21 protein-coding genes are annotated in these 25,219 nt (G+C 56.3%); 16 read left to right on the top strand and 5 right to left on the bottom strand.

Going from position 1 to position 25,219, the window contains the following annotated elements; genetic code table 11:
• Positions 1–184 precede the first annotated feature (184 nt).
• Together H522_RS18725 and H522_RS0109900 are read left to right on the top strand one after the other, a co-directional pair.
• Positions 185–3,406, top strand: a complete 3,222-nt coding sequence (locus H522_RS18725) for an MMPL family transporter (RefSeq protein ID WP_051344137.1) — start codon at positions 185–187, stop codon at positions 3,404–3,406.
• 192 nt (positions 3,407–3,598) lie between these two features.
• The gene (locus tag H522_RS0109900) at positions 3,599–4,834 is read left to right on the top strand and encodes a multidrug efflux MFS transporter (RefSeq protein ID WP_026962193.1); all 1,236 of its coding nucleotides are present in this window, start codon (positions 3,599–3,601) and stop codon (positions 4,832–4,834) included.
• Between the two features lie 119 nt (positions 4,835–4,953).
• Here the strand turns inward: H522_RS0109900 and H522_RS18720 are convergent, their stop codons facing one another.
• Entirely contained in the window at positions 4,954–6,276 is a 1,323-nt protein-coding gene (locus tag H522_RS18720; protein ID WP_081412033.1) for an ammonium transporter, read from the bottom strand.
• Between the two features lie 175 nt (positions 6,277–6,451).
• On the opposite strand from H522_RS18720, the gene H522_RS0109890 reads away from it, so the two are divergent.
• The 8 genes from H522_RS0109890 (at position 6,452) to H522_RS0109855 (ending at position 14,387) form a co-directional block, all read left to right on the top strand.
• A complete protein-coding gene (locus tag H522_RS0109890; protein ID WP_051344136.1) occupies positions 6,452–7,156 on the top strand; it encodes a hypothetical protein in 705 nt (234 codons plus the stop codon).
• Positions 7,157–7,340: 184 nt separating this feature from the next.
• On the top strand, positions 7,341–8,960 hold the full coding sequence (locus H522_RS0109885) for a phospholipase D-like domain-containing protein (protein ID WP_051344135.1): 1,620 nt from the start codon (positions 7,341–7,343) through the stop codon (positions 8,958–8,960).
• Between the two features lie 212 nt (positions 8,961–9,172).
• Positions 9,173–10,213: a LacI family DNA-binding transcriptional regulator gene (locus H522_RS0109880; RefSeq protein ID WP_273365308.1), complete on the top strand. Its 1,041-nt coding sequence runs from the start codon at positions 9,173–9,175 to the stop codon at positions 10,211–10,213.
• Positions 10,214–10,563: 350 nt separating this feature from the next.
• The gene (locus H522_RS18715; RefSeq protein WP_051344134.1) at positions 10,564–11,835 is read left to right on the top strand and encodes an ABC transporter substrate-binding protein; all 1,272 of its coding nucleotides are present in this window, start codon (positions 10,564–10,566) and stop codon (positions 11,833–11,835) included.
• 104 nt (positions 11,836–11,939) lie between these two features.
• Complete coding sequence (locus tag H522_RS0109870) at positions 11,940–12,770, top strand: carbohydrate ABC transporter permease (protein WP_035453425.1); 831 nt, start codon at positions 11,940–11,942, stop codon at positions 12,768–12,770.
• Positions 12,767–13,585, top strand: a complete 819-nt coding sequence (locus H522_RS0109865) for a carbohydrate ABC transporter permease (RefSeq protein WP_026962188.1) — start codon at positions 12,767–12,769, stop codon at positions 13,583–13,585. Before H522_RS0109870 ends, H522_RS0109865 begins: the two co-directional genes overlap by 4 nt.
• An 86-nt stretch (positions 13,586–13,671) precedes the next feature.
• A complete protein-coding gene (locus H522_RS0109860) occupies positions 13,672–13,977 on the top strand; it encodes a CHY zinc finger protein (protein ID WP_051344143.1) in 306 nt (101 codons plus the stop codon).
• 173 nt (positions 13,978–14,150) lie between these two features.
• On the top strand, positions 14,151–14,387 hold the full coding sequence (locus tag H522_RS0109855) for a hypothetical protein (protein ID WP_026962186.1): 237 nt from the start codon (positions 14,151–14,153) through the stop codon (positions 14,385–14,387).
• A 121-nt stretch (positions 14,388–14,508) separates the two neighbouring features.
• Here the strand turns inward: H522_RS0109855 and H522_RS0109850 are convergent, their stop codons facing one another.
• On the bottom strand, positions 14,509–15,051 hold the full coding sequence (locus H522_RS0109850) for a 1,2-dihydroxy-3-keto-5-methylthiopentene dioxygenase (protein WP_026962185.1): 543 nt from the start codon (positions 15,049–15,051) through the stop codon (positions 14,509–14,511).
• 167 nt (positions 15,052–15,218) lie between these two features.
• On the opposite strand from H522_RS0109850, the gene H522_RS0109845 reads away from it, so the two are divergent.
• From H522_RS0109845 to mtnB, 3 genes are read left to right on the top strand one after another with little or no spacing between them, the layout of a single operon-like run.
• Complete coding sequence (locus H522_RS0109845) at positions 15,219–16,445, top strand: 2,3-diketo-5-methylthiopentyl-1-phosphate enolase (RefSeq protein WP_026962184.1); 1,227 nt, start codon at positions 15,219–15,221, stop codon at positions 16,443–16,445.
• The gene (locus H522_RS0109840) at positions 16,442–17,119 is read left to right on the top strand and encodes an MtnX-like HAD-IB family phosphatase (protein WP_026962183.1); all 678 of its coding nucleotides are present in this window, start codon (positions 16,442–16,444) and stop codon (positions 17,117–17,119) included. The genes H522_RS0109845 and H522_RS0109840 overlap by 4 nt, the downstream gene beginning before the upstream one ends.
• Complete coding sequence (gene mtnB / locus H522_RS18710) at positions 17,116–17,766, top strand: methylthioribulose 1-phosphate dehydratase (protein ID WP_051344133.1); 651 nt, start codon at positions 17,116–17,118, stop codon at positions 17,764–17,766. Before H522_RS0109840 ends, mtnB begins: the two co-directional genes overlap by 4 nt.
• Positions 17,767–17,965: 199 nt before the next feature.
• On the opposite strand, the gene H522_RS0109830 is transcribed toward mtnB, so the two are convergent.
• Together H522_RS0109830 and H522_RS0109825 are read right to left on the bottom strand one after the other, a co-directional pair.
• Positions 17,966–18,829, bottom strand: a complete 864-nt coding sequence (locus H522_RS0109830) for a 2-oxoacid:ferredoxin oxidoreductase subunit beta (RefSeq protein ID WP_026962182.1) — start codon at positions 18,827–18,829, stop codon at positions 17,966–17,968.
• Entirely contained in the window at positions 18,826–20,583 is a 1,758-nt protein-coding gene (locus H522_RS0109825) for a 2-oxoacid:acceptor oxidoreductase subunit alpha (RefSeq protein ID WP_026962181.1), read from the bottom strand. The genes H522_RS0109830 and H522_RS0109825 overlap by 4 nt, the downstream gene beginning before the upstream one ends.
• Positions 20,584–20,951: 368 nt before the next feature.
• On the opposite strand from H522_RS0109825, the gene H522_RS0109820 reads away from it, so the two are divergent.
• A complete protein-coding gene (locus H522_RS0109820; RefSeq protein ID WP_026962180.1) occupies positions 20,952–22,112 on the top strand; it encodes an acyltransferase family protein in 1,161 nt (386 codons plus the stop codon).
• A 50-nt stretch (positions 22,113–22,162) separates the two neighbouring features.
• On the opposite strand, the gene H522_RS18705 is transcribed toward H522_RS0109820, so the two are convergent.
• Entirely contained in the window at positions 22,163–23,005 is an 843-nt protein-coding gene (locus H522_RS18705; RefSeq protein ID WP_051344132.1) for a TVP38/TMEM64 family protein, read from the bottom strand.
• Between the two features lie 207 nt (positions 23,006–23,212).
• On the opposite strand from H522_RS18705, the gene H522_RS0109810 reads away from it, so the two are divergent.
• Both H522_RS0109810 and H522_RS0109805 read left to right on the top strand, forming a co-directional pair.
• Positions 23,213–24,142: an ABC transporter ATP-binding protein gene (locus H522_RS0109810; protein WP_026962179.1), complete on the top strand. Its 930-nt coding sequence runs from the start codon at positions 23,213–23,215 to the stop codon at positions 24,140–24,142.
• Positions 24,120–25,079 (top strand): ABC transporter permease, encoded by a 960-nt coding sequence (locus H522_RS0109805; RefSeq protein ID WP_051344131.1) that lies wholly within the window; start codon positions 24,120–24,122, stop codon positions 25,077–25,079. The genes H522_RS0109810 and H522_RS0109805 overlap by 23 nt, the downstream gene beginning before the upstream one ends.
• Positions 25,080–25,219 lie beyond the last annotated feature (140 nt).

Below are 25,219 nucleotides of genomic sequence, written 5' to 3'. Positions count from 1 at the left end.
CGCTCTCTGGTACCACGATTGTACTCCGGATCGGCGGAGGTTTTGTAAAGAAGTTGTAAAGGTTATGAGCCACGTGTGCACCGCCATCTCGTCGTCCTATTTCGACGACTCCGTCAAGGATTTATCTTCCTGAAAGAAAGTGTTTCCGATATACTGGAACACAGGACATGAAGGAGAGAGGCAGATGTATGCGCGATTGAGCCAGGCCATCTACCGATTTCGTTGGTGGGTTGTGGCGGCGTGGCTCGCTTTGACCGCAGCTGCGCTGCTGGGTCTGCCGAACCTTAACAAGGTGGTGGCGCACACCCATACCGATTACATTCCAAACAACTCCACGGTTGTTGAGGCCAGCCATCTGGTCAAGCAGATTGATACCAAACATGGGGCCAACAGCACCGCCGTGATCGCGATTCACAACGGACACGGTCTCACCGCTTTTGACCGGAATTATTTTCGCCATCAGTTATCGGAAATTGACGCGCACCGCGGTGAGTACGGTGTGACGTATGTGCAAGGCCCGAACTCAGGCAGCTCGAAGACGAATGCGGTGTTCATCAGCAAGGATAAGACCACTGAGATTGCCACCGTGGGCCTACGTTATAGTGTGGCCAGCGACGCCATGGAAGGAGCGCTGAACCGTCTCCATCAGGTATTTGCCCACGCACCAAGCGACGCCAAGGTCTACTTTACGGGCGATGCACCCTTGCAGCAGGATGAAATTGCCGTCTCCATGGCCGGGGTGGAAAAGACCGCCTATATCACGGTGGCGTTGGTGCTCGTTATCCTGCTCCTCGTCTTCCGCTCCATTGTCGCGCCCTTAGTGACGCTGCTCGCGGTCGGTCTGACGTACCTCATCACCACCGGTCTGGTGGCCTGGCTGGCCGGTTTTGGTCTACCCGTATCCAGCTTCACGCAGACCTTTCTCATCGCCGTGCTGTTTGGCGCTGGCACCGACTACTCCATTATCATTCTCAATCGCTATCGCGAGGAACTGGGGCGACACCCCGATGACCCAGCCGCCGCCTTGACACACGCCGTTTCGGCAATAGGTAAGACGGTGCTGTTCAGCGGGTTAACCGTGTTGACCTCATTCGCCGTCCTCTACCTCGCTCACTTCGGCCTGTACCGCAGTGGTGTCGGCGTCGCGGTGGGTGTGGCTGTACTGATTGTTCTTTGCTTCTCCTTCATCCCGGCGTTGATTGGCATCCTCGGTCCGCGGCTGTTCTGGCCGCGCCGCATCGACGCCACAAACGCGCACCGCCCCTCCCGCGTGTGGGGCTTTACCGGCGGACTGGCGCTACGTCGCCCCTGGTGGACGCTGTTGTGTCTGTTGGCCGTGCTGACACCCCTCGGTCTCTTGTTTACCAACCCGCGTTCGTTCGATCCGCTCGGAGACATTCCCGGCGCAGACTCGGCGGAAGGCTTCCGTACGGTGTCGCAGGCTTTTGGTTCTGGCACCGTCATGCCGGTCGACATCATCCTGCGGACAGATAAAAACCTGCGCAGTTCGCAGGGGTTGGCGACGATTGAAAAGGTATCCGAAAGCATAGCCGCCTTGCCTGGGGTGAGCAAGGTGGACAGTGCCACCCGACCAGAGGGTGAAGTCATCCATCAGTTCCAACTCGCCACCGAGAACAGACAGGCCGCCTCCGGCCTTGCGTCAATCCAGGACGGCCTTGGTCAACTGTCCCGTCAGCTGCATACCGCGGCCCAGGGCATGGCTCAGGGAGCGGCGGGCAGCGCAAAGTTGACTCAAGGGGCGAAGCAGGTCGAAGCCGGCGCCGGTCAGCTCGCGAATGGTCTGACGCAGGCGGCGGACCAAACGCAAAAATTAAGCAGTGGCGCCAAGCAGTTGGCCCATGGGGCCGAGCAGCTGCAGGCGGGAATGAACCGCTGGCAGCAGGGTGCGCGTCAGGTGAATCACGGTGCCCAGAAACTGGCCGGTGGTGCAGACCAACTCGCCGCCGGACTGAACGGCAGCCAAGGCTTGGCCCAAGGTATAGGAGCCCTGGCCGCCGACGAGAAACAACTCGCCGGGGCCAACGCCCAGCTAGTGCAAGCACTGCGCCAGTGGATGCAAACCCATCCTGCGGAAGCGGCTAGTCCGTCCTTCCAAGCGATGCTCAAACTCGCGGAAGAGGCGGCCGGGGGCCAGGCGAAAGCCGCTACGGCAAGCCAGAAACTGGCAACTGGAGCAAAAACCGTGGGGCAGGCGGCTCAACAACTGCAGCAAGGCGCCCATCGGTTTGCAGACGAATTGGACCAGCTGACTAGGGCGGCAGGTCCGCTCGCCAACGCCACCGTCCAATTGCACCAAGGCACGGAACAACTGGCCAGCGGCAGCCAGGCCCTGGCGAGCGGGATCAACCGCTTGAACACCGGCGCCCAGTCCCTGAACACCGGGACGGCGCAAGTGGCAACCGGGCTAGGCGCACTAGCCGGCAATTTGACGAATGCGCCGGACGAACTCACAAAGGCCAGCCAAGGAGCCGCGAAGCTTGCGGGCGGCGTCAAACAGGCCACGAATTTTCTCCATCAGTCTGGCGCAGCCGCCCAGGGTCACGGCAGCCCGGGATTTTACGTGCCAGCAAGCACCATCCGCACCAACGCACAGCTGGCAAAAGCGATGAACGCGTACATTTCTCGAGACGGCCATCTCGCGAAGTTTTCTGTCGTCCTGAAGGCAAACCCGTATTCCAGCACGGCCATTCGAGAACTGCCGGACATCGAACAAGCCGGTCAATCGGCACTGGCAGCCAGTCCCATTCGTAACGGGGACATCCTGGCAGCCGGAACCACCGCCCAGCAGGCGGAACTCAACCGGATCTCGAGCCAAGACTTTATCCACACGGTGGTCTTGATTTTAAGCGTCATCTTCCTGTTGCTGGTCATCATGCTGCGCTCCATCCTGGCGCCGCTATACATCATCGCCTCGCTGGCAGGTACCTATTTTGTCACGATGGCCGGTCTGCAGCTTATCTTTGTGGACATTCTGGGAAAAACGGGGCTGAACTGGGTGGTTCCGTTCTTCGTATTTCTCATTCTCGTGGCACTCGGCGTCGACTACAGCATCTTCTTGATGACCCGCTTTGAGGAAGAACGACAGCGAACCGAGTCCGTCGCAGACGCGATGCATACCGCCATGAAGCAGATGGGGGCCGTCGTCTTCTCCGCCGCTGTCATCATGGGTGGAACCTTCGGGTCCATGATTGCAACCGGGGTCGCCTCCCTGGTCGAAATCGCCAGCGCCGTCATGCTCGGACTCTTTCTGTACGCGCTTGTCATGTTGGCGTTTTTCGTCCCAGCCAGCGCTCGCGTGATTGGGCAGGGACACACCTGGCCGTTTCGTTCCCAACCGGATTCTGGCATGGTGGAAAGGTCGTCCTCTCCTGGATGGACAAACTGACGCCCCGATAGGTCATCCGGGCTCGTATTAAAATCTCCATCGGTACTCCCCGATCTCGACGCAAAAAGGGTGTGCGACGTCCGCCGTTCACACCCTTCATATTTATGCCATTTTCACGCACACAGGTTGCGCGTATAATAAGTCAAGAGATTGATTCGGAAATAAAAATTTTTTGGAATCGAAGTGATGCATATGCCGCTTTGGAAACGAAACCTCTTTGTCGTCTGGTTTGGCTGCTTTGCCACCACAGCTGGCATGAGTTTGGTCGTTCCCTTCTTACCCTTGTATATCGCTGAGCTGGGTGTCAAGAGTACGGCAGCGGTTGAACAGTGGTCGGGTGTCGCGTTTGGCGCGACGTTTTTTCTAGCCGCCATCGTTGCTCCGATTTGGGGCCGCATGGCGGATACCTACGGTCGAAAAGTCATGCTATTGCGTGCAAGCCTGGGCATGGCCATCATCATGACCTTGATGGGGTTCGTCCAGAACGTATGGGAGTTGGTCGGACTTCGCTTGCTCATGGGTGGCGTGTCCGGCTACATCTCGGCCGCCATCACACTGGTGGCGACCCAGGCACCGCAGGAGAAGTCTGGTTGGGCGATGGGGACACTGAACACCGGAACGGTGGGCGGATCGCTCCTGGGACCTTTGTTCGGTGGATTGCTGGCGGATGCTCTCGGCCTTCGGCACGTCTTTTTCGTCACCGGAGCATTTATGTTTATCGCCTTTCTGGTCACCGTTCTATTTGTCAAAGAGACGTTTGTACGCCCCACCGCCGAGGAACGCAGTCACGCCCCGAAGCTGACGCGGCGCGAGGTCTTTGCGCAACTGAGCAACCCGCGGACTGTGTGGGCCATGTTTGTGACCACGTTTATTCTGCAGTTGGCGGTCATGTCTATCAACCCGATTGTCACCGTCTACGTTCAGCAACTGAGCCCGCACAGCCGCCACATTGCCCTTTTGGCCGGCGCGGTTGTGGCGGCAGCCGGTCTGGCCAACGTTATCGCTGCGCCCACGATTGGAAAACTGGCGGACAAATTCGGACAACAACGCGTTTTGTTAATCTGCCTGACGGCGTCCGCGATTGCGTTCATTCCGCAGGCGTTTGTAGGAAACGCCTGGGAATTGCTGGTGCTCCGGTTTATCCTCGGATTATTTATGGCTGGCTTATTGCCATCGGTCAACTCCTTGGTACGCCGGCTTGTCCCGGACGATATTGCCGGGCGTATGTTCGGGTATAACCAATCGGCCCAATACCTGGGCAATTTATGCGGTCCGCTGTTGGGCGGTCAATTGGCCGCCGGATTCGGAATCGCCAACGTCTTTTTCGTTACAGCGGCACTCCTGTTCGTGAACGCCGTTTGGGTGTGGTTCAATTTGGGGAATGCCCACCTGCCCCAACTGCGCTCCCTGCGCCATTCCCAAAAGTAAACCGCGCATACGAATGAGTGCCCGAGACAGGTGAACGCGCCACCGAGCCGGGAGAAATCCTTCCCGGCTCAGCAGGGTCGCAACAAACCTATGACCCCTTGTTTCCAACCACACCCGTTTTACCGCTGCGGCACAACCGCCGAGGTGTGGGGTATACCCTCTCCCCCTACTTCCACGAGTCTCTGTTTCGCCCACTCTTCAGGGGACACTAAATCTGGATAGGCTGATTCGTTATGCAACACAGCGTCCAGCCCCAGCTCCTCCTCTTCCGGTGTAACCCGAAAGCCCATCACCTTGTCAACCACCCAGATGAGAATAAGGGTTCCTAAACCGGAAAAGACCCAGGTTGTGGCGACCCCACAAAGCTGCAACAGCACCTGTTGCGGATGACCATGGAGCAGTCCGTTGGCCCCTGCGGAATTGACCGCGGTCGTGGCAAACAGTCCGGTCGCCAGCGCGCCCCAGGTGCCACCAATACCGTGGCCGCCGAAAGCATCCAGGGCATCGTCGTAGCCGAGTCGGCCCTTCATAAAGGTGCACGCCAGGTAGCAAACGATGCCACCGACAAACCCGATGACCAGCGAGGCCCCCGGGGTGACAAATCCTGCAGCAGGGGTGACCGCCACCAACCCGGCCACCGCTCCAGCACACGCCCCGACCAGTGTGAAGTGGCCCGTCCTAAGCCGCTCCACCACCATCCAACCAAGCGCCGCAGCCGCTGTGGCGGTGTTGGTCGTCATGAATGCTGTGGCGGCCAACCCGTTGGCGGCCAGAGCGCTGCCAGCATTGAAACCAAACCAGCCAAACCACAACAGCGTCGTCCCAAGGAGCACAAACGGAACGTTGTGCGCGCGGATGCTGTTCGATCCGTACCCAACGCGCCGCCCCAGGTAAATGGCGGCCACGAGCCCGGCCACACCGGAGCTGATATGAACCACCGTGCCACCGGCGAAGTCAAGCACCCCAAGATTGCGCAGCCAACCGCCGACGCCCCACACCCAGTGCGCGAGCGGATCGTAGATAAAGGTGGACCAGAGAAGGACAAAGACCAAAAAGGACGAGAACTTTACGCGTTCCGCCAGACCACCGACAATCAAGGCCGGGGTAATGATGGCAAACATGAGCTGAAACATGCTGAAGGCGGCCGCCGGAATCGTTGCTGCGTAGTCGCGGTCTGGAACCGCCCCCACCCCATGCAGAAAGAGCCAACTGAGATTGCCGAAGAGGTGGCCGACGTCGGGACCAAAAGCCAGACTGTACCCGAAGACCACCCATTGCACAGAGACCAGCAGAATCACTGCAAACGCCTGAAAAATGGTAGTGATGACGTTTTTCTTGCGCACCAATCCGCCGTAGAAGAATGCCACACCCGGCGTCATGATGAAAACGAGGGCGGCCGAGGCCAATACCCATGCCGTATCTCCCGGACTTACATTTGGCATATTTCTTTACACCCCTTCCCGGTTTGTGCTCAAACCATACCGTAAATTACGGGCCACCCGCAATACGATTTGTTAGTTTTTCTAACAATCAAGTCAGATAAATTTTCATAACAAACGAAGCTTCTGGGTTCTTCTCACGCCGAAACGTGCTAGAATGGAAGTGGGAGGTTATGCAATGCAAGACTCAACGGTGGAATACCGTGAAGCGTTCCAGTTGGTCCAAGCGGAGCTGCGGAAACACTTTGAGGTGCCAGACATTATTCAACCCAGTTCGCGTTTTATCTTTCTTCTCGAATCCCCGCATGTGCAGGAACTGCGCTACCAGGCACCGGTGTCCGGGTCTTCCGGCGCCACCATGACTCGCCACCTGTTTGGTGAGCGCTACGCCCGTTTTCCACTCGGTCTCTTGGTAAAAAAGAACAGAGACGAAGAAAAGCACCGACCGAGCCTCGACCGCATCGGTCTGATGAACGTATCCAACATCCCGATGCAGGGGAGCGCCTATCGCAGTCACGACGTGCACAGGAACTACGGAGAATGGTTGAAGGCTCTGGAGTGGGTTCGGTCGAACAATCAGAGGGACACCTTCGATTCGCCGCTGGCTCAAGCTGTGCAAGACGTGCTGGTCGCCTCACTGCGCGCGAAACTGCAAAAATTGACGGATCGCGCTTGCGTCATGGTCCCATGTGGACGCTTCGCACAGAAGTTCTTCCGACTCGCTGACGTGCACAGTGAACAGTGGCTTGTGATTCCAGACATCCCACATCCGTCGTACAACTCGTGGGACAGGCCCCGCTATCAACCTGCCATCTCCCGCTTGCTTGAAGCCTGGGAACGGGTGGCGTCTATGGAGAGCGCGGTCATGGTTGAACCTTCATAGACCACAAGTAAATCCCCCCATCGGTAATATTACCCACTTGCCACCGCCACATGCCTTCTCGCTAAGTGCCTTTTACACTAGCGAGAAACATAAAGGACGTCCTTGTCCGAGCCACCCTGGCCCTGCACACGTATGAAAAGAAAGACATCGTCCCATCATAGGCGGGGTCAGGGAGGAATTCGTCTTGCTGCTGTTCGTCATTCTGCTCTATGTCGTGAATACCGTATGTCTTATGGGCATCGCCCTGCGCGACGCAACCCGCCCGCAAAGAGCCCTCAATTGGCTGGCGGTCGGGTTGATTCTGCCTATCCTCGGCCCGCTCCTCTACGTGGCACTCAGCTGGCCGGCCCGAATTCGGCGACGGTCCAAATCCGACGCCTCGCCGGCTGACCCTAAAGCTGACCTGACCGGCGTCGAAGCACCTGCGGAGGAACTTCATGCGGCCCTGTGGCGAATTACGGGAGAACCACCGCGCCACGCACACGTCCGCATTTTGACCAACGGACCGGAGAAGTACGAAGCATTGGTGGACGCCCTACGCGCGGCCCGGCGCCGCATCGACATGGAGTACTACATTTATCGGGCGGATCACGTCGGGCAACTGATAACGGCCATTCTGTGCGATCGCGCCCGCGCCGGCGTGAAGGTGCGGTTTATTCGTGACGGGATTGGCAGCCGTCAGTTGCCCAAAGCTACGTTGGCGGAAATGCTGGCCGCCGGAATCGAGTGCCGTACCGTCTTTCCTCTCCGCTTCCCTTGGTTAAGCCGCCGGCTGAATTACCGCGACCACTGCAAGATTGCCATTGTGGACGACGAAATTGCGTTTGTTGGCGGCATCAATGTGGGAGACGAGTACACGGGATTGAAGCCGGGCGTCGGACACTGGCGAGACACGCACCTGTGCCTGAGCGGAGACGGCGTCTCGGCTCTGGCGAGGGTGTTCAACATGAACTGGGCCATCGCGACACCGGACGAACCCTTCCACCGGAAAGCGCCGCAGACCGAGAGCGCGAACGCCGAGTCCAGTCAAGACCTTGACCCGAACTCCACAAGCGAATCCGGAAAGGTTTTGTCGCGCCTACGTACTCGAAGCATCCGTCGTGCTCGACCGGCATTGGCCGTGGAGTTTGCCCACCTGGACAGCCCCGGTTGGGACGCAGATGCCTCTCGGCAAAGCTCCGACCACAATGAAGAAAAGACACCCGACACCCATGGCAGTAGTCCTGCAGCACGGGCGTTCGCCGGCCAGTCTGTGCCCGCAGCGGTGCAGCTGATTCAAAGCGGCCCGGACAGCCCGGCACAAAGCCAGCGCGAATTGTTTTTCCTCTCCATCACTCTGGCCAAGCGGCAGGTGGAGATTACCACCCCTTACTTCGCGACCGATCCGGACCTGACCATGGCCATGAAAACGGCTGTGGCGCGGGGCGTTACGGTCCGTCTGCTGGTTCCGAAGCACCCGGATCACCGCTTGGTCGACCTGGCCAGCCAGACGTATTATGGGGACTTGTTGAAGGCTGGGGTTCAGGTGTTTCAATACGAACCCGGCGTCCTGCATGCGAAGGTGATGACCGTCGACGACAACGTGGGAATTGTTGGGGCGGCCAATTACGACCCGCGCAGCTTCCGCATGAACTTTGAAGTCTCTGAAGTCATCTACAGCAGAGAGGTAACGGAACAACTGCGCGAGCAGTTTCATCGGGACCTGGAATCCTCCACCCAACTCAGTCTGGACGAATTGGCCGACCGTCCTCTATGGCGGCGGGGCTTGGACCGGGCTGCCCGCCTGTTCGCTCCGCAGCTTTAGAGGTTGTCCGGAAAGGGGTTACCCGGGGCTATCGCCGACTTAACTAGCCGCCACAGGCGGCCAGACCCACCAACCACCAGCCCCTCGACGCATGGTTTCCTTGGTGCCTCTCGCCATATGACCTACGTACTTCATGACAATGAATGCTACTTCTCATTTCCACTTGACAAACGAGTCTCCAATCCGTTATATAAAGATTACAACATGAAAGGATCTTATGCACAATGAAAGCCGATTCAAGGGTGACAAAAAAGCGGATTGCCGAACAGACAGGGCTATCCCTCTCGACGGTCGACCGAGTGCTCAACAATCGCGGCCACGTGAAACCGGAAACATTCCGCCGGGTCATGGAAGCCTGCCGTGAGTTGAACTACGAGGTCAACCGTTCCGCCAGGCTGCTATCGCGCAAGCGCGATGTGAATATCGGCGTAGTCCTCTTTACCTACCCTACGTTTTTCTGGGATCAGGTTGAAAAGGGGGTCTGGCAGGCCTATCAGGAACTGCGCGACTACGGTCTTTGCGTTGAGGTGGTGCGAATTGAAAATAACCCCGGGGAACAAATTGCCAAAATCCGAGATTTAGTGGATAGCGGTCGTTTTGCTGGATTGGCGCTGGTAGCGAGTGACGACCGGTTTATCCAGGTCATTGACCAGTATGTTGATACTGGATTTCCGGTAGTTACACTGAATACCGACGCGCCCGCGAGCAAACGGTTGTTTTATGTCGGCTGCAACTACACTCGGGCGGGCCGTCTGGCAGCAGAACTCGTGTGTAAATTCATTGGCCGTACGGGCCAAGTGACAGTCATCACCGACTCGTGGACATCGTTCCAATCGCATCAAAAGATCCTCGGATTTCGCGAGGCACTTGCAGAGTACCCGGACGTGCGTATGGTGGGTCCACTAAAGTTTGAACTTTCCGATCCAACCGGAACGATTGCCGCGCTGGCGGATGACTTGCGTGACCTCGACGGCATCTATGTGTCCAGTGCCGAGTTGGTGCGGATCGCAGAGCTCAAGCAACAGGTGAACCCGAAGGCGATCCTGATTGGCCATGACCTAAGCCCGGAGATTTACACGCACATGCAGACGGACGCCATTACGGCTGTCATTTGCCAAGACCCGCAGGCACAGGGCTACTTGACGGTGAAAAAGTTGTTCCACCGGATCGCCCTGGACGAAGGTACGGATACACCTGAGTACATCACACGATTGGATGTCGTCGTAAAGGAGAACGCTCGCTTTTTCCTCTAGTTAGAGGACGGTCAACGATGGACAATCCGTCCGTGATACCTGTCGTGGAACAAGCTTTGGGAAACTCCGACGTCCAAAATGACGGAAAATATGATGTCCGTAGGTCAAACTTTGAGGAACATTACTCAAGATGGTTATGAACTCTTCATCATGAAACCTATTATTCAATTCGCTCGTAAATCATCATCCTATCGATTCGACGGAAAGGTGGTGAGGCCGGGGATAACGGGGTAGCGGTGCAATGACGTAACGAAATATCCTGCAACAAAGCCATCTACTCCGTTCCAATTCCATCCGGTTCAGCCTGAATTCGTCATCAAACCAATCATGAAATGTAAGGAGGAACCTCGATGAAAGGGTTTGCAATGGCTGCTTCAAGCGCCCTGGTCCTAACCGCTGCTTTGGCCGGCTGTGGAAGCAGCACGGGAACTAACAACACTTCAGGCGGAAGTTCCAGTAAAACGGTAAACCTCAACTTTCTGCAAAATAAACCGGAAGTCGTCGCTGAGTGGAATAAACTAATTCAGGAATTCGAGAAACAAAATCCAAACATCAAAATTAAGCAGATTAACCCACCAAATACAGACACCACGCTGCAGGCCGATTTGGCCAAAGGACAAATGCCGGATATCGTAGCGATGGGGGCGGATGCGACCTTCATTCAAATGGCGAAAAACAACGTGTTTAAGGATCTCTCCAATGCATCCGAACTGAACAAGGTGTCTCCTGTTTACGTGAAGATGCTGGAAAAGGAAGTCGGCAAAAATACACCGTATGCCCTTCCCTACACAGTCAATGCGGTGCCCATTGTTTACAATGTCGACCTGTTCAATAAGTACCACCTCAAGGTTCCGACGACCTGGACCCAACTGATGGCGGAGGCGAAACAGATTAAGGCCGCAGGCGGTACACCTTTTTACAACGGATTCAAAGACGCCTGGACTACGGCTCCTATCTGGAACGCCCTGGCTGTTAATACGGAAGGAAGCCACTTCCTTCCGGACCTGAAGGCAGGCAAAACCAGTTTCAGCAGGAGTGACGTGACAGCAGCTAAACGGATGCAAGAATTCGTATCATATGGCCAGTCCAACCAGTTCGGAGTCGATTATAACGATGCCAACGTTGCCTTTGCTAAAGGGAAGTCGGTGTTCTACGCCCAGGGCATCTGGACACTCCCGGTCATCCGTCAGGCCAATCCGAATATCAAGCTTAGCACCTTCGTAGTTCCGGCCACGAACGATCCCAGCCAGACCAAGATGGTGTCCGGAGTGGATTCGTTGTTGGCAATTACCAATTCGGGCAACTCGACGAAAGAACAGGCCGCGATGAAGTTTATTGACTTTCTGCTTGAGAAGAAAAACGCCGCCGAGTATGCCAATGTGGCTGGCCTATTCTCGACAGTTGTCGGAGTGAAAAACTCGGACCCAGCCCTCAAACCCCTGCAACCGTACATCGACCAGGGCAAAGTTGTCGACTTTGACGACCACTATTACCCACCGGCCATGGCAGCGGGCAACCAGTACGAATCTGTGTTGCAAGGCGCCTTGTCCAAAAAGCAATCGGTTCAACAGATGCTGCAACAACTGGACAGCCTGTATCAGCAAAGCGCATCTCACCAGTGAAACCCTGCCGTCTGAAGTGAAAGGGTCCCCCTTTCACTTCAGACCCTAGCGAGGAAGTGGTTCAGTTGCTAAACGCCATACGCCGATCATGGACCTATTTGCTGATGACCTTGCCGGCTTTGGTATTGTTTTTTTACTTTCATACTTGGCCAGCTCTGCATGGGATCTTTCTCAGCTTCACCAACTGGAACGGCTTTGGCCCATATCACTTCATTGGCCTGAAAAACTACGTGGACTTGTTCCATGACCACCAGGTACTACACGCGTATGGGTTCACGTTCTTGTTCGCCTTTGTGACCACAATTTTGGTTAACGTGTTGAGCCTGGCGATTGCTCTTGCGCTCAATGCGAGAATTCATCTATCGCGTACGTTTAAGGCCATCTTCTTTATGCCTTACGTCCTGAGCACGCTGATTGTCTCGTTCATCTTCAACTACCTGTTTTCCCACGTCATTCCGAACGTGGCCACCCAGTTGCACCTGACTGCCCTATCGCAAAACCTGTTGGGCACCGGTTGGGCGTGGGTAGGAATCGTGATTGTTTCGGTCTGGCAAGGGGCGGCCTTCAATACCCTGCTCTACCTGGCCGGTCTGCAGACCATCCCCGAGGAGGTATACGAAGCATCGAGCATTGACGGCGCTTCCTCATGGACGACGTTTTGGAGAATTACGCTGCCGCTCATTGCTCCGTTTTTGACCATTAATTTGGTGTTGGCGGCAAAGAACTACCTGCAGGTATTCGACCAGGTTGTCGGTATGACGAACGGCGGCCCTGGCACGGCCACGCAGTCTGTATCGTTTGTCATTTATACCAATGGTCTCGGCGGCGGTGAACTATCGTACCAATCCGCCAACGCAGTGATCTTTCTGATTGTCCTCGTTATCGTCGCCCTCGCGCAAGTCCGTCTGATGCAGGGACGGGAGGTGCAACTATGAGGACGCGCAGCAATTGGCCAGCCATGATCTTTTTGACCATCGGTGCCCTGTTTATCCTTTTTCCGCTTTACATGGCCGTCGTTGTCGCTGTGAAATCGCCACAAGAGCTTGCGAAATCGGTGCTCGGGATTCCGACGCACATCCATTGGGAAAACTTCCGTAACGCCATGGCCATTACGCACTATTGGCATACCTTTGGCAACAGTTTATTAATCACCTTCTTTGCCGTGGTACTGACCGTGTTGAGCAACTCCATGGTGGCTTATGCCATCGCTCGGAACATGAACAACCGCCTGTTCAAAGGCATCTACTATTACTTTTTCGCCGCGATGTTTGTCCCATTTCCCATTCTGATGCTGCCGCTTGTCCATCAGATGAGCCACATTGGCTTGGCAAATCGAGTGGGACTCATTATTCTCTATATCGTCTACGGCATCTCGTTCAACGTCTTTGTCTATATCGGTTACCTGAAATCCATACCGCTCGAACTGGAAGAGGCAGCCTTGGTGGATGGCGCCAGCCGCTGGCGGATTTTTTGGCAAATTGTGTTTCCCTTGCTCGGCCCGATGAACGCCACCGTGGCCATCTTAACCGGACTCTGGGCATGGAATGATTTCATGCTGCCGCTAGTGATGCTGTCCGATCCGAACCAGTACACGCTGCCTTTAGTGCAGTACGCCTTTCAGTCGCAGTACAGCACCAACTATGACCTGGCGTTTGCATCGTACCTGCTGGCGCTGCTACCCATGATCATTATTTACCTGATATTTCAGCGTTGGATTGTCAACAACGTCACCAAAGGTGCCATCAAATAAGAGGGATTGGAAACAGCGGGTAAAAACGCGGTCCAGGAGGGAAACCGGTGACTCATCTGCATGGCATCCCGGTCTATGGATGCGACATGGATGACCAGACCCGATGCGCCCATTACAGAACGCAGCGGGATATCATCGCGATTAAGTTCTTCTGCTGTCAGACCTATTACCCCTGCCATCAGTGCCATGATGCCCTGGCCGACCATCCTGCTCAGGTTTGGCCACGGGACCGATTCGACGAAAAGGCCATCCTCTGCGGGGCTTGCGGCTACGAGCTGACGATTCACGAATACCTCAATAGCTCTAGCCGCTGCCCAAACTGTTCGGCCGAATTTAACCCTGGCTGCGCAAGCCATTACTCCTTATATTTCACAATCTCTGCAGAATCGTGACTGCAGGGTTGTGACTTTCTTCACACCTTCCCCTCAACTATGTGGCGATTTTTCAGCAAAAGTGTGGCATTTCTGTGTCTATAGTCATATACTCAATATAGACGGATGATTCAGACTTTGCGCAACCTGAGTAGACTGCTCCGTTTCCTTTTAAATTCCAAGGAGGAATGATTATGCTGCCCGAGGAGAGTCAAGATACGGTTCGCAAGTCAAGCTTCGCTGAGTCCGAATCCGCGACTCCAGAAGAGTTCGGCCGCGTCGTGCATCTGCCGGCGCACAAATGGAAACGCGGTCCGTATCATAAAGATGAACGCACACCGGAACAAAAGCGGGACTTGGTCTTCATCACGATTTTTCTCGCCCTACTCACGTTGATGACGTTATTGCCAGACCTGCGAGGGTTTGCGTAATTCATAACACATCAGCCTGAGATGGTCGCGTCCATCCGGGAGGCAGAACGGGTCGCCGAGCATAGATTCGGTTCGTAAACGGCCGCCACCAGGGCGGCCGTTCCTTTTCAGTCCATATCCCTTACGCGGATTGGAATTCGGGATCCTCATACGGATGAGCGACCCAGCCCGACGGATCGATAAACAGTCGAATCGCAACAACCCTGCGCTCGTCTGTCAAGGTGAAAAAGTGGGGATTGTTTTCGGGGACGGAAATGACATCTCCGGCCTCAAGCTCCACGTCGAAGTAACCCGTATTCCCTTGACCTTTAATGACGAAGACCCCACTGCCGGCGACGATGGCCCGTACCTCATCTTCAGTATGGGTGTGCACCTGTTCGAATTTTTTCAGCAGCTCCTCCAGGTTCGGGGTCGACTCCGACAGGGAGATGACATCCCATTTCACGTAGCCCCGGGTATTGGCCAAGTGTTCAATATCCGGCTGGAAGGCGGTCAACACCGCTTCCTGCTCAGATGCCGTCAACTGAAACTTCCCCCGCAGTGACGCAGGCAGTTTGTCCGCCTGCCAGTGGTCATAATAGACCTGGTTGGATTCCAGGAACTGGCGCACCTCGGCCTCGCCTGAAATCGTTTCCCCTGTATTGCGCACGCGAATGGTCGCCATTTGCACAAACCTCCCGATGGCCCCGCTATTAAGCCTTTACGTATGCCCCCATCATAGGGCAGACCATGACAAAAGTCCATGCCTAGATTCCTTGAACCGCCGGAAATTGAGTTGACAGGCTTTTCCCCCCTCTATAAAGTGAAACACCAGAAGGGAGATTGAAGATGATGGCGATTGATGCCTCCCGTTACGTTCTGGCCACGTATGAACTCGAAGATAAAGCGAACGCCCTGGAAAAACGGGCAGAAGGCATTGCCGTCGGCTTGACGGTCGGGTCGTGGACCGACGTGCCCGCGGCGAAACAGGTGTCGATGCGGCCCTACTGCGGGGTCGTTCAGGGGATTGAGGTCCTGGAAGAGCTCGCCTCCGACCGAGTGCGGGCACGCATCACCATCGGCTATCCAGTACAAAATCTGACGCCCAGTATTGCCGCCCTGCTGACCACAGTATTTGGGAAGCTGTCCATGGACGGGGTTATCCGCTTGACGGCTCTGCAGCTGCCCGAGACGTACATGCAGCTGTTTCCTGGCCCGAAACTTGGCGTACAGGGCATTCGCGAGCGGCTGGGTGTGAAACACCGTCCGCTCGTCATGAGCATCTTTAAATCCTGTCTTGGCCAGACCCTCGATGAATTGACGGCCCACTTTACGGAACAGGCGGAAGGTGGGGTCGACCTGATTAAGGACGATGAGATTTTCTTCAGCGAATCCCTCGCCACGCCCGAACAGCGCGTGGAGCGCTACCGCGCGGTCGCGGATGCGGTCGCCGACAAACTCGGGCACCCCGTCCTGTATGCGGTCAACTTGACCGGGCCCGTCTTTGATTTGCGCGATCGCGCCCGGCGGCTGGTGGACCTGGGTGCCAGCGCCTTGCTGTTGAACGTGGTCGCGTTCGGATACGATGTCCTGCAGCACCTTGCCGCCGATGCGGAAATTCCCGTGCCCATCCTGGCACACCCGGCCGTCTCAGGCGCGCTGTACGCGGCGCCGCACCACGGCATCGCCGCCGACATCGTGCTCGGACAACTCATGCGCCTAGCGGGAGCGGACATCGCCATTTTCCCGTCGCCGTACGGATCGGTCAAACTGCCCGTCCCTGAGGCCCAGCGTCTGGTGCGCGCGCTGCGCGAGGAGAACGGCTTGCGCCCTGTCTTCCCGGCTCCGTCGGCCGGCGTTCATCCCGGATTGGTACCCGACATTGTCCGAGATTTTGGGCTCGACGTGATTCTCAACGCCGGCGGCGCGATTCACGGTCACCCGCAGGGTGCCACTGGGGGTGGGCGCGCCTTTCTCGCTGCGGCTGAAGCCGTCTCAAACGGCACCCCGCTCACGGAACATGCAAAGACCAGCGAACCGTTGCGACTGGCCCTGGATAAGTGGGGGTCTCGTGCATGAGAGAACCGCTCGCATTCTACTGCGACTTTGACGGCACCATCGCCGAGCGCGACATGATTGGCGCCATCGTCCAGGAATTTCTGCCACAGACCGGACAAGCCATCGTGGACAAAGTGAATGCGGGTGAATGGTCGGTTAGGCGCGGCGTCGAGGCGATGTTTGGCCAGATCCCGTCCAGCCGCATGCCGGAGCTCGAGACGTTTGCCCGCCAAGCGACGCGCGTACGCCCCGGCTTTCCGGCGTTTGTCGAATTTGTCCAACGGCAGGGCTGGCGTCTGACCGTGGTCAGCGGTGGTTTCGACTTTTTTGTGCACCCCGTCGTGGCGCCGTTTCGAGACTCAATCGCGGTGTACTGCAACCGTTTGGACGATTCGGACGAGTTTCTACGCGTCGTTTGGAGCGTGCCGTGCGACGAGGCGTGCACGGGCGGGTGCGGACTGTGCAAGCCTACCGTCATCCGTCGCACCCGCCGTCCCGGTGAACGCATCATCGTCATCGGCGACGGCGTGACCGACCTGAAGCAGGCGCAATTGGCCGATTTTGTATTCGCCCGGGACAAACTGTTAGCTGCCTGTCAGCGCCTAGACCTGAAACATGCCCCGTTTCATACGTTCTTTGATATCCTCGATTTTCTACAGGCCTCGCCCTGCATTGAAGGAGGAAGCCCGCGATGACGCAACCTGCAGATGCCGCATCACCCGCCGTACAGCAAGCCCGTCAAACCGTCTGCCAGCTCGCCGCCGAATTGGCCGGGCGCGGTTGGCTACCGGCCACGAGCGGCAACCTGTCGATAAAAATTGCGGACGATCCGCTCGTTATCGCCATCACGGCGAGTGGCTGGGACAAACAGCACCTGCGCGAAGAGGGCGTGATCTTGGTCGGCGCGGACAACTGCGTGCTCGAACGGACCGAACAAAAACCGTCCGCAGAGACGGCGGTTCACACCCAGCTGTATCGCCGCTTCCGCTGCGGCGCGGTGCTGCACGTGCACACGTTGTACAACAACCTCGCCTCTGACCTGTATTTTTCGACTGGATTCGTGCGGTTGGCCGGATATGAGTTGCTCAAAGCACTTGGCCATTGGGAGGAAGATGCCGCGATTGAAGTCCCGATTGTCGGAAATTACGCCGATCTCGACCGACTGGGCGAAGCTGTTGCGTCAGAGGCTCGACCGGACGTGCCGGGCGTGCTGGTCCGCAACCATGGCATCTATGCCTGGGGGGATACCCCACAGGACGCGAAGCGGCACCTGGAAGCTCTCGAGTGGTTGTTCGAATACCACCTTCTACGGCAGCAATATCGCCAACCATCGACCAAGTGAACCACCTGGCCGCCGAAATTCGCAGCGGAAAGAGCCGGGTGTCCCCGAAGATGCAATGATTTGCGGTGGAACAAGCCACCCCGCGGAGCTTCAACAACGGCCCCGCGGGGTGGCTCGCTGCATGGGCCAGTCTCACGCGATGGCATGATGTTTCAGATGGCACTCGGTTTCAGAGATCGGGACCTTCGCCGAAAGGCCTTCACCGAAAAGTGGCAGCCAATTCCGCGAGCTGTTCCACAGAGAGTGCACAATCCCGCTTCGCGATGGCCTCGTCCGGAAACCCGTGGACTGCGTCTTCATACGCCGGGCGGGACACATCTTCGTAGATTAAGCCGATGACGGCCTGTTCTTTTCCAGCCACGCGCGCAAACGCCTGCTCCCGGTCGTGCGGATCGTATCCTTCCTCTTCATCCAGGTTGATCAAGTGTTGCTTGTAGAAATCGTACGTGTTGACTTTGTTAAAGGTTACGCACGGACTGAACACGTTGACGAACGAGAATCCTTTGTGCCAGATGGCCTTTTCTATCAGTTCGGTCAAGTGTTTGATGTTCCCGGAGAATCCTTGCGCCACAAATCCGCACCCTTGCGCCAGAGCCAGTTGAATCGGATGAATCGGCATCTCGACCGTACCATCGGGTGAGGTCTTCGTCTGAAATCCAGGATCGCTGGTCGGGGATGCCTGACCGGTGGTCAACCCGTAAATGTGATTATCCATCACCACGTAAGTGATATCGATATTCCGCCGCATGGCGTGAATAAAGTGACCCATGCCAATCCCGAATCCGTCACCATCGCCGCCAGCGGCAATCACGGTCAGGTCCTTGTTCGCCAGCTTCACCGCTTGCGCGACGGGCAGAGACCGTCCGTGCAGTGAATGAAACCCGTACCCACCAAAGTGCTGCGAGATTTTGCCGGAACAGCCGATACCAGAGACGACCACGATATCGTCCGGGTGAATCCCCAGGTTGACCGCCGCCTTCTGCAACGCGTTCAACACCCCAAAATCGCCGCACCCCGGGCACCAGGTTGCCTTTTCCGTCTTAAAATCCTTGAGCGTGGTCATCCGTGCAGCACCTCCGTCGCGAACACTTCATTCGCTTGGGCCAAAATTTCCTTTTGTAGAATCGGATCGCCATTGTATTTCAAGCAGGAGGCCAGCTTGTCATGGTAGCCGGCCTGCTGTCGAATCAGCTGCGCCAACTGACCGGTCGAATTCAGTTCCACAACCAAAGCGCGACGAACCCCGCGCATCGCGGTCTGGAACTCTGCCAGCGGGAACGGAGCCACCCGGGAAAAGTGAATGTGCTTCACATCCAGTCCTTCCGCCTGAAGCCGCATCCGTGCCTCCTCGAGCACCCCGTACGTGCTGCCAAAGCCAATCAGTGCTACTGGAGCGGTCGCCGCCCCGTCTACACTGACGCCGCTTTCATGCTGAAAGCCGGTGAGTTTGCGCGCCCGTTTATTCATTTGTGCGACCCGGGTCTCTAGGTCCTCCACCTCGATGCCAATCCCGTTGTGCTCATTGCCTAAAGCGGTGTACCTCCCGTTTCGTGTGCCCGGCAGGGTGCGCGGAGAGATGCCGTCCGGAACCGAGGCGTCATACCGTTGGTATTGATACGGAGTGGAATTGGCGATGTCTTCGACTCGGACCAGTTTCCCGCGGTCGATGTGCACCTTTTCAAGTGGAAATCCGGATATCGATTGGTAGGACATTCCCAGGTACAAGTCGCTGAGAAGAATTACCGGGCATTGATACTTGTCTGCTAGGTTAAACGCGTCGGCGGTGAACCAAAAACACTCCTCCACGGTACGCGGGGTGAGCACAATGCGCGGGATTTCGCCATGCGTGCCAAAGAGGGCCTCATTCAAGTCGCTCTGCTCGGTCTTCGTCGGCAACCCAGTGGAAGGACCACTGCGCTGTACGTCGACGATGACTACCGGCGTCTCCGACATCCCGGACAAGCCCAGGGCTTCCATCATCAGCGAAAATCCGGGACCCGAGGTCGACGTCATCGCACGGGCACCGGCAAAGTTGGCGCCAATGGCCATGTTGATGGCCGCAATCTCGTCCTCCGCCTGCAGGACGACCCCACCGTACTTGGGAAAATACTTCAGCACCCAGTACATAATCTCCGTCGCCGGCGTGATGGGATAGGCAGCCAACAACCGACATCCTCCCGCCAGAGCGCCAAAAGCCGTTGCTTGATTACCAGAAGCATATAAATGATCCGGACCTTGGTGAACCGGCTTGGGCGGCACTGGGAACTGTACCGCAAAATTCTGTTGATAATACGCATGTCCACGCCGCAGAGCCTCCATATTGTTGTTCACGACCGAAGTTCCCTTTTTCCCGAATTTATCCTCGACAATGGGCACAAACTCGTCTGGATGAAGACCATTGATGGCTGCGGTTACACCGATGGCCACCATATTCTTCATAATCGGGCTGCCGGCGTCGCGCGCGATGCCCGTCAACGGCACCCCGCAGAGGTGCACGTTTGCCGACGATGGAGGTTTTGCCTGAAAGGACGATTCGTCGTACACAACAATTGCCCCATCCGCTAATTCGGACCCGTTGTAATCAATCGTGACCTGGTCAAAGGCAATTAAGATGTGGGTCTCGTCCCCATGATGACGCACCTTTTCATCCGCCACACGGATTTTATAGTTGGTATGCCCACCCTTAATGAGCGACATAAAGTGACGATACGTGAACACAAAGTAGCCCAGCCTGTGCATGGCCAGCGCATAGATCTCACCGGTGCTGTCAATGCCCTCCCCTTGCTTTCCTCCAACCTTCCAACCAATTTCGTTCATCCGTCTCCCTCCATCCCAAGCGGTACCTCTTGCAATTCTATTTTATCACTTCGTAATTCATCGAACATTACAATGTTCGTCACGACATTCTTGGCCCACTTTCCAGTTTCAAGTCTTCACTGGGGCATCCAGGAATCCAGGAAACCCGGCCAAGAGTGAAAAACCGATACATTACCTCGGATTTTGTTGTGTATAGGAGGTCTTCCCGATTCATACCCGCTGACTGCAGACCTCGCAGATAGACGAAGGTTTATTCGGGTTGAGCCCTACAGCTGCGTCTTGTAGCATGAAAAGCACACAGAGAAACGGCGTGCCATACACATTAGGTCGGACGCCGCAGACAGGGGGGCGATTTTGGAGGGATATGGTTGAAGCGAATTGCCGTGCTGGACGCGTTGCGTGGGTTGGCTGCCCTCACGGTGGTGTTTGAGCACTGCCTCATCAGCCTTCCGGCTTTTAACCAAGCCAACGGATATCGAGATCCCGGGAAACCATGGGTGGATGCGCTCACCTTTACGCCCTTGCACCTCGCCTGGGCTGGCCATGAAGCGGTCATTTTCTTCTTTGTGCTCAGTGGCTTCGTGTTGGCCCTGCCATTCCTGAACAACAAATCCCTTCCGTACGCTGGCTATCTTATGAAACGCATATGTCGGCTTTACATTCCCTACATGGTGGTGGTTCTCCTTTCGGCGGGACTCCTCACCTGCGTCTTTGCCGACGGCCCGGTGCATGGCCAGGAGGAGCACATGAGCAGCTGGTTTCAGGGGATCTGGAATCATGCAGTCACGCCAAGCGTCGTTGCCCAATACATTCTGATGACCGGTCAGGACACGCATAACCTGGACGTCAGCTCGTGGTCGCTCGTCCACGAACTTCGCATATCCTTGATTTTTCCCGTCCTCGTCGTACTGCTGCGCAGGATTCCGACCCAAGTGTCCGTCCCGTGCGCCGCAGGTTTGGTCCTGTCGATGAGTGCGTGGTACAACGCGTTTCCGTACCGACTCGGAGCCACACTGTACTACGTCGGCTTTTTCGCCTTGGGCGTGTTGCTAGCCAAACACCGTTTGACCATTCGCGCCATCATGGAGCGCTTCTCTCGCAGCACCAAAGTGGTCCTGCTCGTCTTAGCCTTACTCCTTTACAATGCGGACTGGTTCCCGGCCATCCATAGCTTCTTTGACCAACGACGCCCTGGCATCGACATCATCATTGCCGTCGCCGCTGCCCTCATCATCGCGCTCTCCCTTGGCAGCACTCGGATGAAGACGTGGCTGGGTAAGGGACCGTTCCTTTGGCTGGGCCACATCTCCTTCAGCTTATACCTGATTCACCCGGTCGTCTTGGCAGGTCTAGTGTATGGTCTCGACGGATGGCTGCCTAAGCACTGGATTATTCTCTTGGTGCCGCCCGTCTCCATCCTGTCCGCGTACGTCATGTACCGGTTTGTGGAACGTCCCAGCATCCGACTCGGCCGCCAATTGGCACAGACCGCACTGGAAGTGACGAAAGAAGACGGGAAAGCAGCGTAGTCCCAGTCGAACTGTCTCTCGAAGTTGGGCCCACAAACACCGAGGTAGTGTCAGTGGGCCCAACGCTTCAGTTTGCGCACGTGACGGTTCAGGAAATAACCGCCAATCCAGATCAACACGATGACGAGTCCGCCGATGATGAGCCAAACCATGTAGCGGCGCTTGGACACCCCCAAAAACACCAACGCCGCACCGACATAGTATGGTATGCCACCGACCGCCGACGTCCAGAAATAATCCCACGTACGAACCGACTTCATGACGCCGGCTGTGTAGTTGACGACGATAAACGGCAGCGGCACGATGCGGGCCAACAGCAGTCCAAGCGGTCCCCCGCGGCCTATCCATTGATTGACCTGTTGAAACCGCTCCTCCGTGATGAACCTCCGCAGCATCTTCCCCCCGTAGCGCCGAGCCAACCAAAACGTGGTCATCGCACCTAACATCGATCCCGTCCAACTATACAAACTGCCGAGCCAAGGGCCAAAAATCTTCATTAGAATGATAATGAGAAACTCGGACGGGACAGGGATGATGCAAAAAATGGTCATCAGGATGATACCGATGACGCTCGCCAACGGCCCGGCCGCGATAATCAACCGCGACAACCTATCGGATTGGTCGTAATGGAAAAACGCCACGACGCAGGCTATCCCAGCCAGAAAAAGAAAAGCCGTGGCCACAATCTCCCGTACACCTACGATGCGCTGCTTCCCCCGCGCATGGGCACTTGATGCTGCGTTGCGCTGTGGCGGCTGCCCGTTCACCTCACGGTCTATGTGGTTTGTCCACCCTTCCGAGCACCTGGTCCCATCTACACGCGCTTGGGTGTTCCCGCCCTCGTCTGTGGACGCAGCCTTTCCAGTCGTGATGGGACACCTCCCCAGAAACACACGAATCTCACCTACTATATAAGATAGCATAACCGAAACGGCGATATTTCACGAACGAAAACACACTTCACAGACGATGATTTTGTGACCAACTCGATCCGAAAGCGTCAAAGAAGTTTCTATCATATTCCCGCTACTTTCTGAAAAAATATGATATCATGGAGCGGAAATCCAGTGTCCAATGCTGGACACAAGGAGGTTGAGGACTTGCCGTCGGCAGTTGAAATCCAAGGACTAACCAAAACCATCGGCCGAAAAACCGTGGTCGACAATCTTTCCCTGGAAATTCAACCGGGAGAAGTATTCGGCCTGTTAGGCCCCAACGGTGCAGGTAAGACCACGACGATCCGGATGATGGTCGGACTCATCTCCATTACGCGCGGGCATGTGCGTATTCAAGGCCGCGACATCCGCACGGAGTTCGAAGCAGCAATCCGCCACGTCGGCGCCATTGTGGAAAACCCAGAGATGTACAAGTTTCTCTCCGGCTACGACAACCTTCGTTTGTATGCCCGGATGTACCCGGAAGTGGATAAGGCGCGCATTGACGAGGTCGTACGCTTTGTCGGTCTCGAATCTGCGATACACAACAAAGTCAAAACGTATTCGCTCGGCATGCGCCAGCGCCTCGGATTGGCGCAGGCTCTACTGCACAAACCGTCCGTGCTCATCCTTGACGAACCCACCAACGGGCTTGATCCGGCCGGTATCCGCGAGCTGCGTGACCATCTGCGGGAACTGGCGGAAAACCACGGTGTCGCTGTCATCGTCTCCAGCCACCTGCTTACAGAAATGGAATTGATGTGCGACCGGGTCGCCATCATCCAAAACGGACGCCTCGTCCAGGTACAGACCGTACGGGAATCCACGCACCCCGAAGCTCAGGTGGTCGAGTTTGAAGTTGACGCTCCAGATGTGGCGCGACAGGTACTGAAGCAGGCTGGTCATCGCGACGTCGAAACCATCGGTCAGTCCCTGCGCCTGTCCGCCGAGCGCGAAACCATTCCGAAACTCAACCGTCTGCTTGTCGAGCAGGGCGTCTCCGTATATGCCATCCAAACGCGCACAAAGAGCCTGGAGGACCAATTCCTCGAAGTGACAGGAGGTGGGTATCGTGCTGCAGCTGATTCGAAATGAAAACTTCAAGATCTACCGCCGTGCACGCACCTGGATCTTTGCCGCCCTCGTTCTCTTGGCAGTCATTGCCATGGCTTTCTTGACCCACAAGGCGACACATTCCGAAAACACTCACGGTACCCATTGGCGACAGGAGCTTCAGCAGCAAAACCAGGAGATTCAGCAGAGCCTGGACCACTCCGGAGATAAACTGCCAAGCAGCGCCAAGACTCAGTTAACCACGCAATTGAAAGAAAACCAGTACCGATTGGACCATAACATTCCGCCTGCACAAAACTCCGCTTGGAACTTCACCAACAACGCGGCCAGTCTGTTGGTGCTCGTGACCCTGTTTGCGGCCGTCGTCGCTGCGGACATCATCGCCAGCGAATTCTCGTCCGGAACGATTAAACTGCTGTTAATTCGGCCCATGCGGCGGGGCAAAATCCTCATTTCCAAATACGTGGCCAGCCTCCTGTTTGCACTCGCCTTGATTGTCGAACTGGCGTTGGCCGCTTGGATTGTCGGCGGTATCACGTTCGGGTTTGACGGCCTCTCCACACCGTACTTATACGCCAATCACGCCGGGGATATCGAGCAAATGCCCATGTACGCGCACGTCCTTGCGATGTACGGACTCAAATGCATCAATCTATTGATGATTGTAACCATTTCCTTTATGATCTCGGTCTTGCTCCGCAGTAGCGCCCTGGCGATTGCCATCTCTCTGTTGCTGCTGTTTGTCGGCAGCACCCTTGTCCAATTTTTGAGCAGCCACACCTGGGTGAAATTCATCCTGTTCGCGAACACGGATCTCACGCAATATATGGACGGAACCCCCGTGGTCAAAGGCATGACCCTGGGCTTTTCCATCGTCGTGCTGGCCGTCTATTTCATTCTTTTTCACTTGGTCTCGTGGATTGTTTTCACGCGCCGCGACGTGCAAGGCACGAATTAGTCGCGTTGTCGCGCAGTCGCGCGGAGTCCACGGCCGCACGCAAAGATGAAACCCTCCCATGCTGGCACACCCACTTCGGTGTGCCAGCTTTTCACTCGGTGTCCTTAGCCATCTGAAGCCTGACGGAAATAACCGGATGG

The organism is Alicyclobacillus herbarius DSM 13609 (assembly GCF_000430585.1).
Lineage (GTDB): Bacteria > Bacillota > Bacilli > Alicyclobacillales > Alicyclobacillaceae > Alicyclobacillus_G > Alicyclobacillus_G herbarius.
The sequence above is the reverse complement of the archived record's forward strand: the minus strand, read 5'-3'. Positions and strand labels throughout refer to the sequence as shown.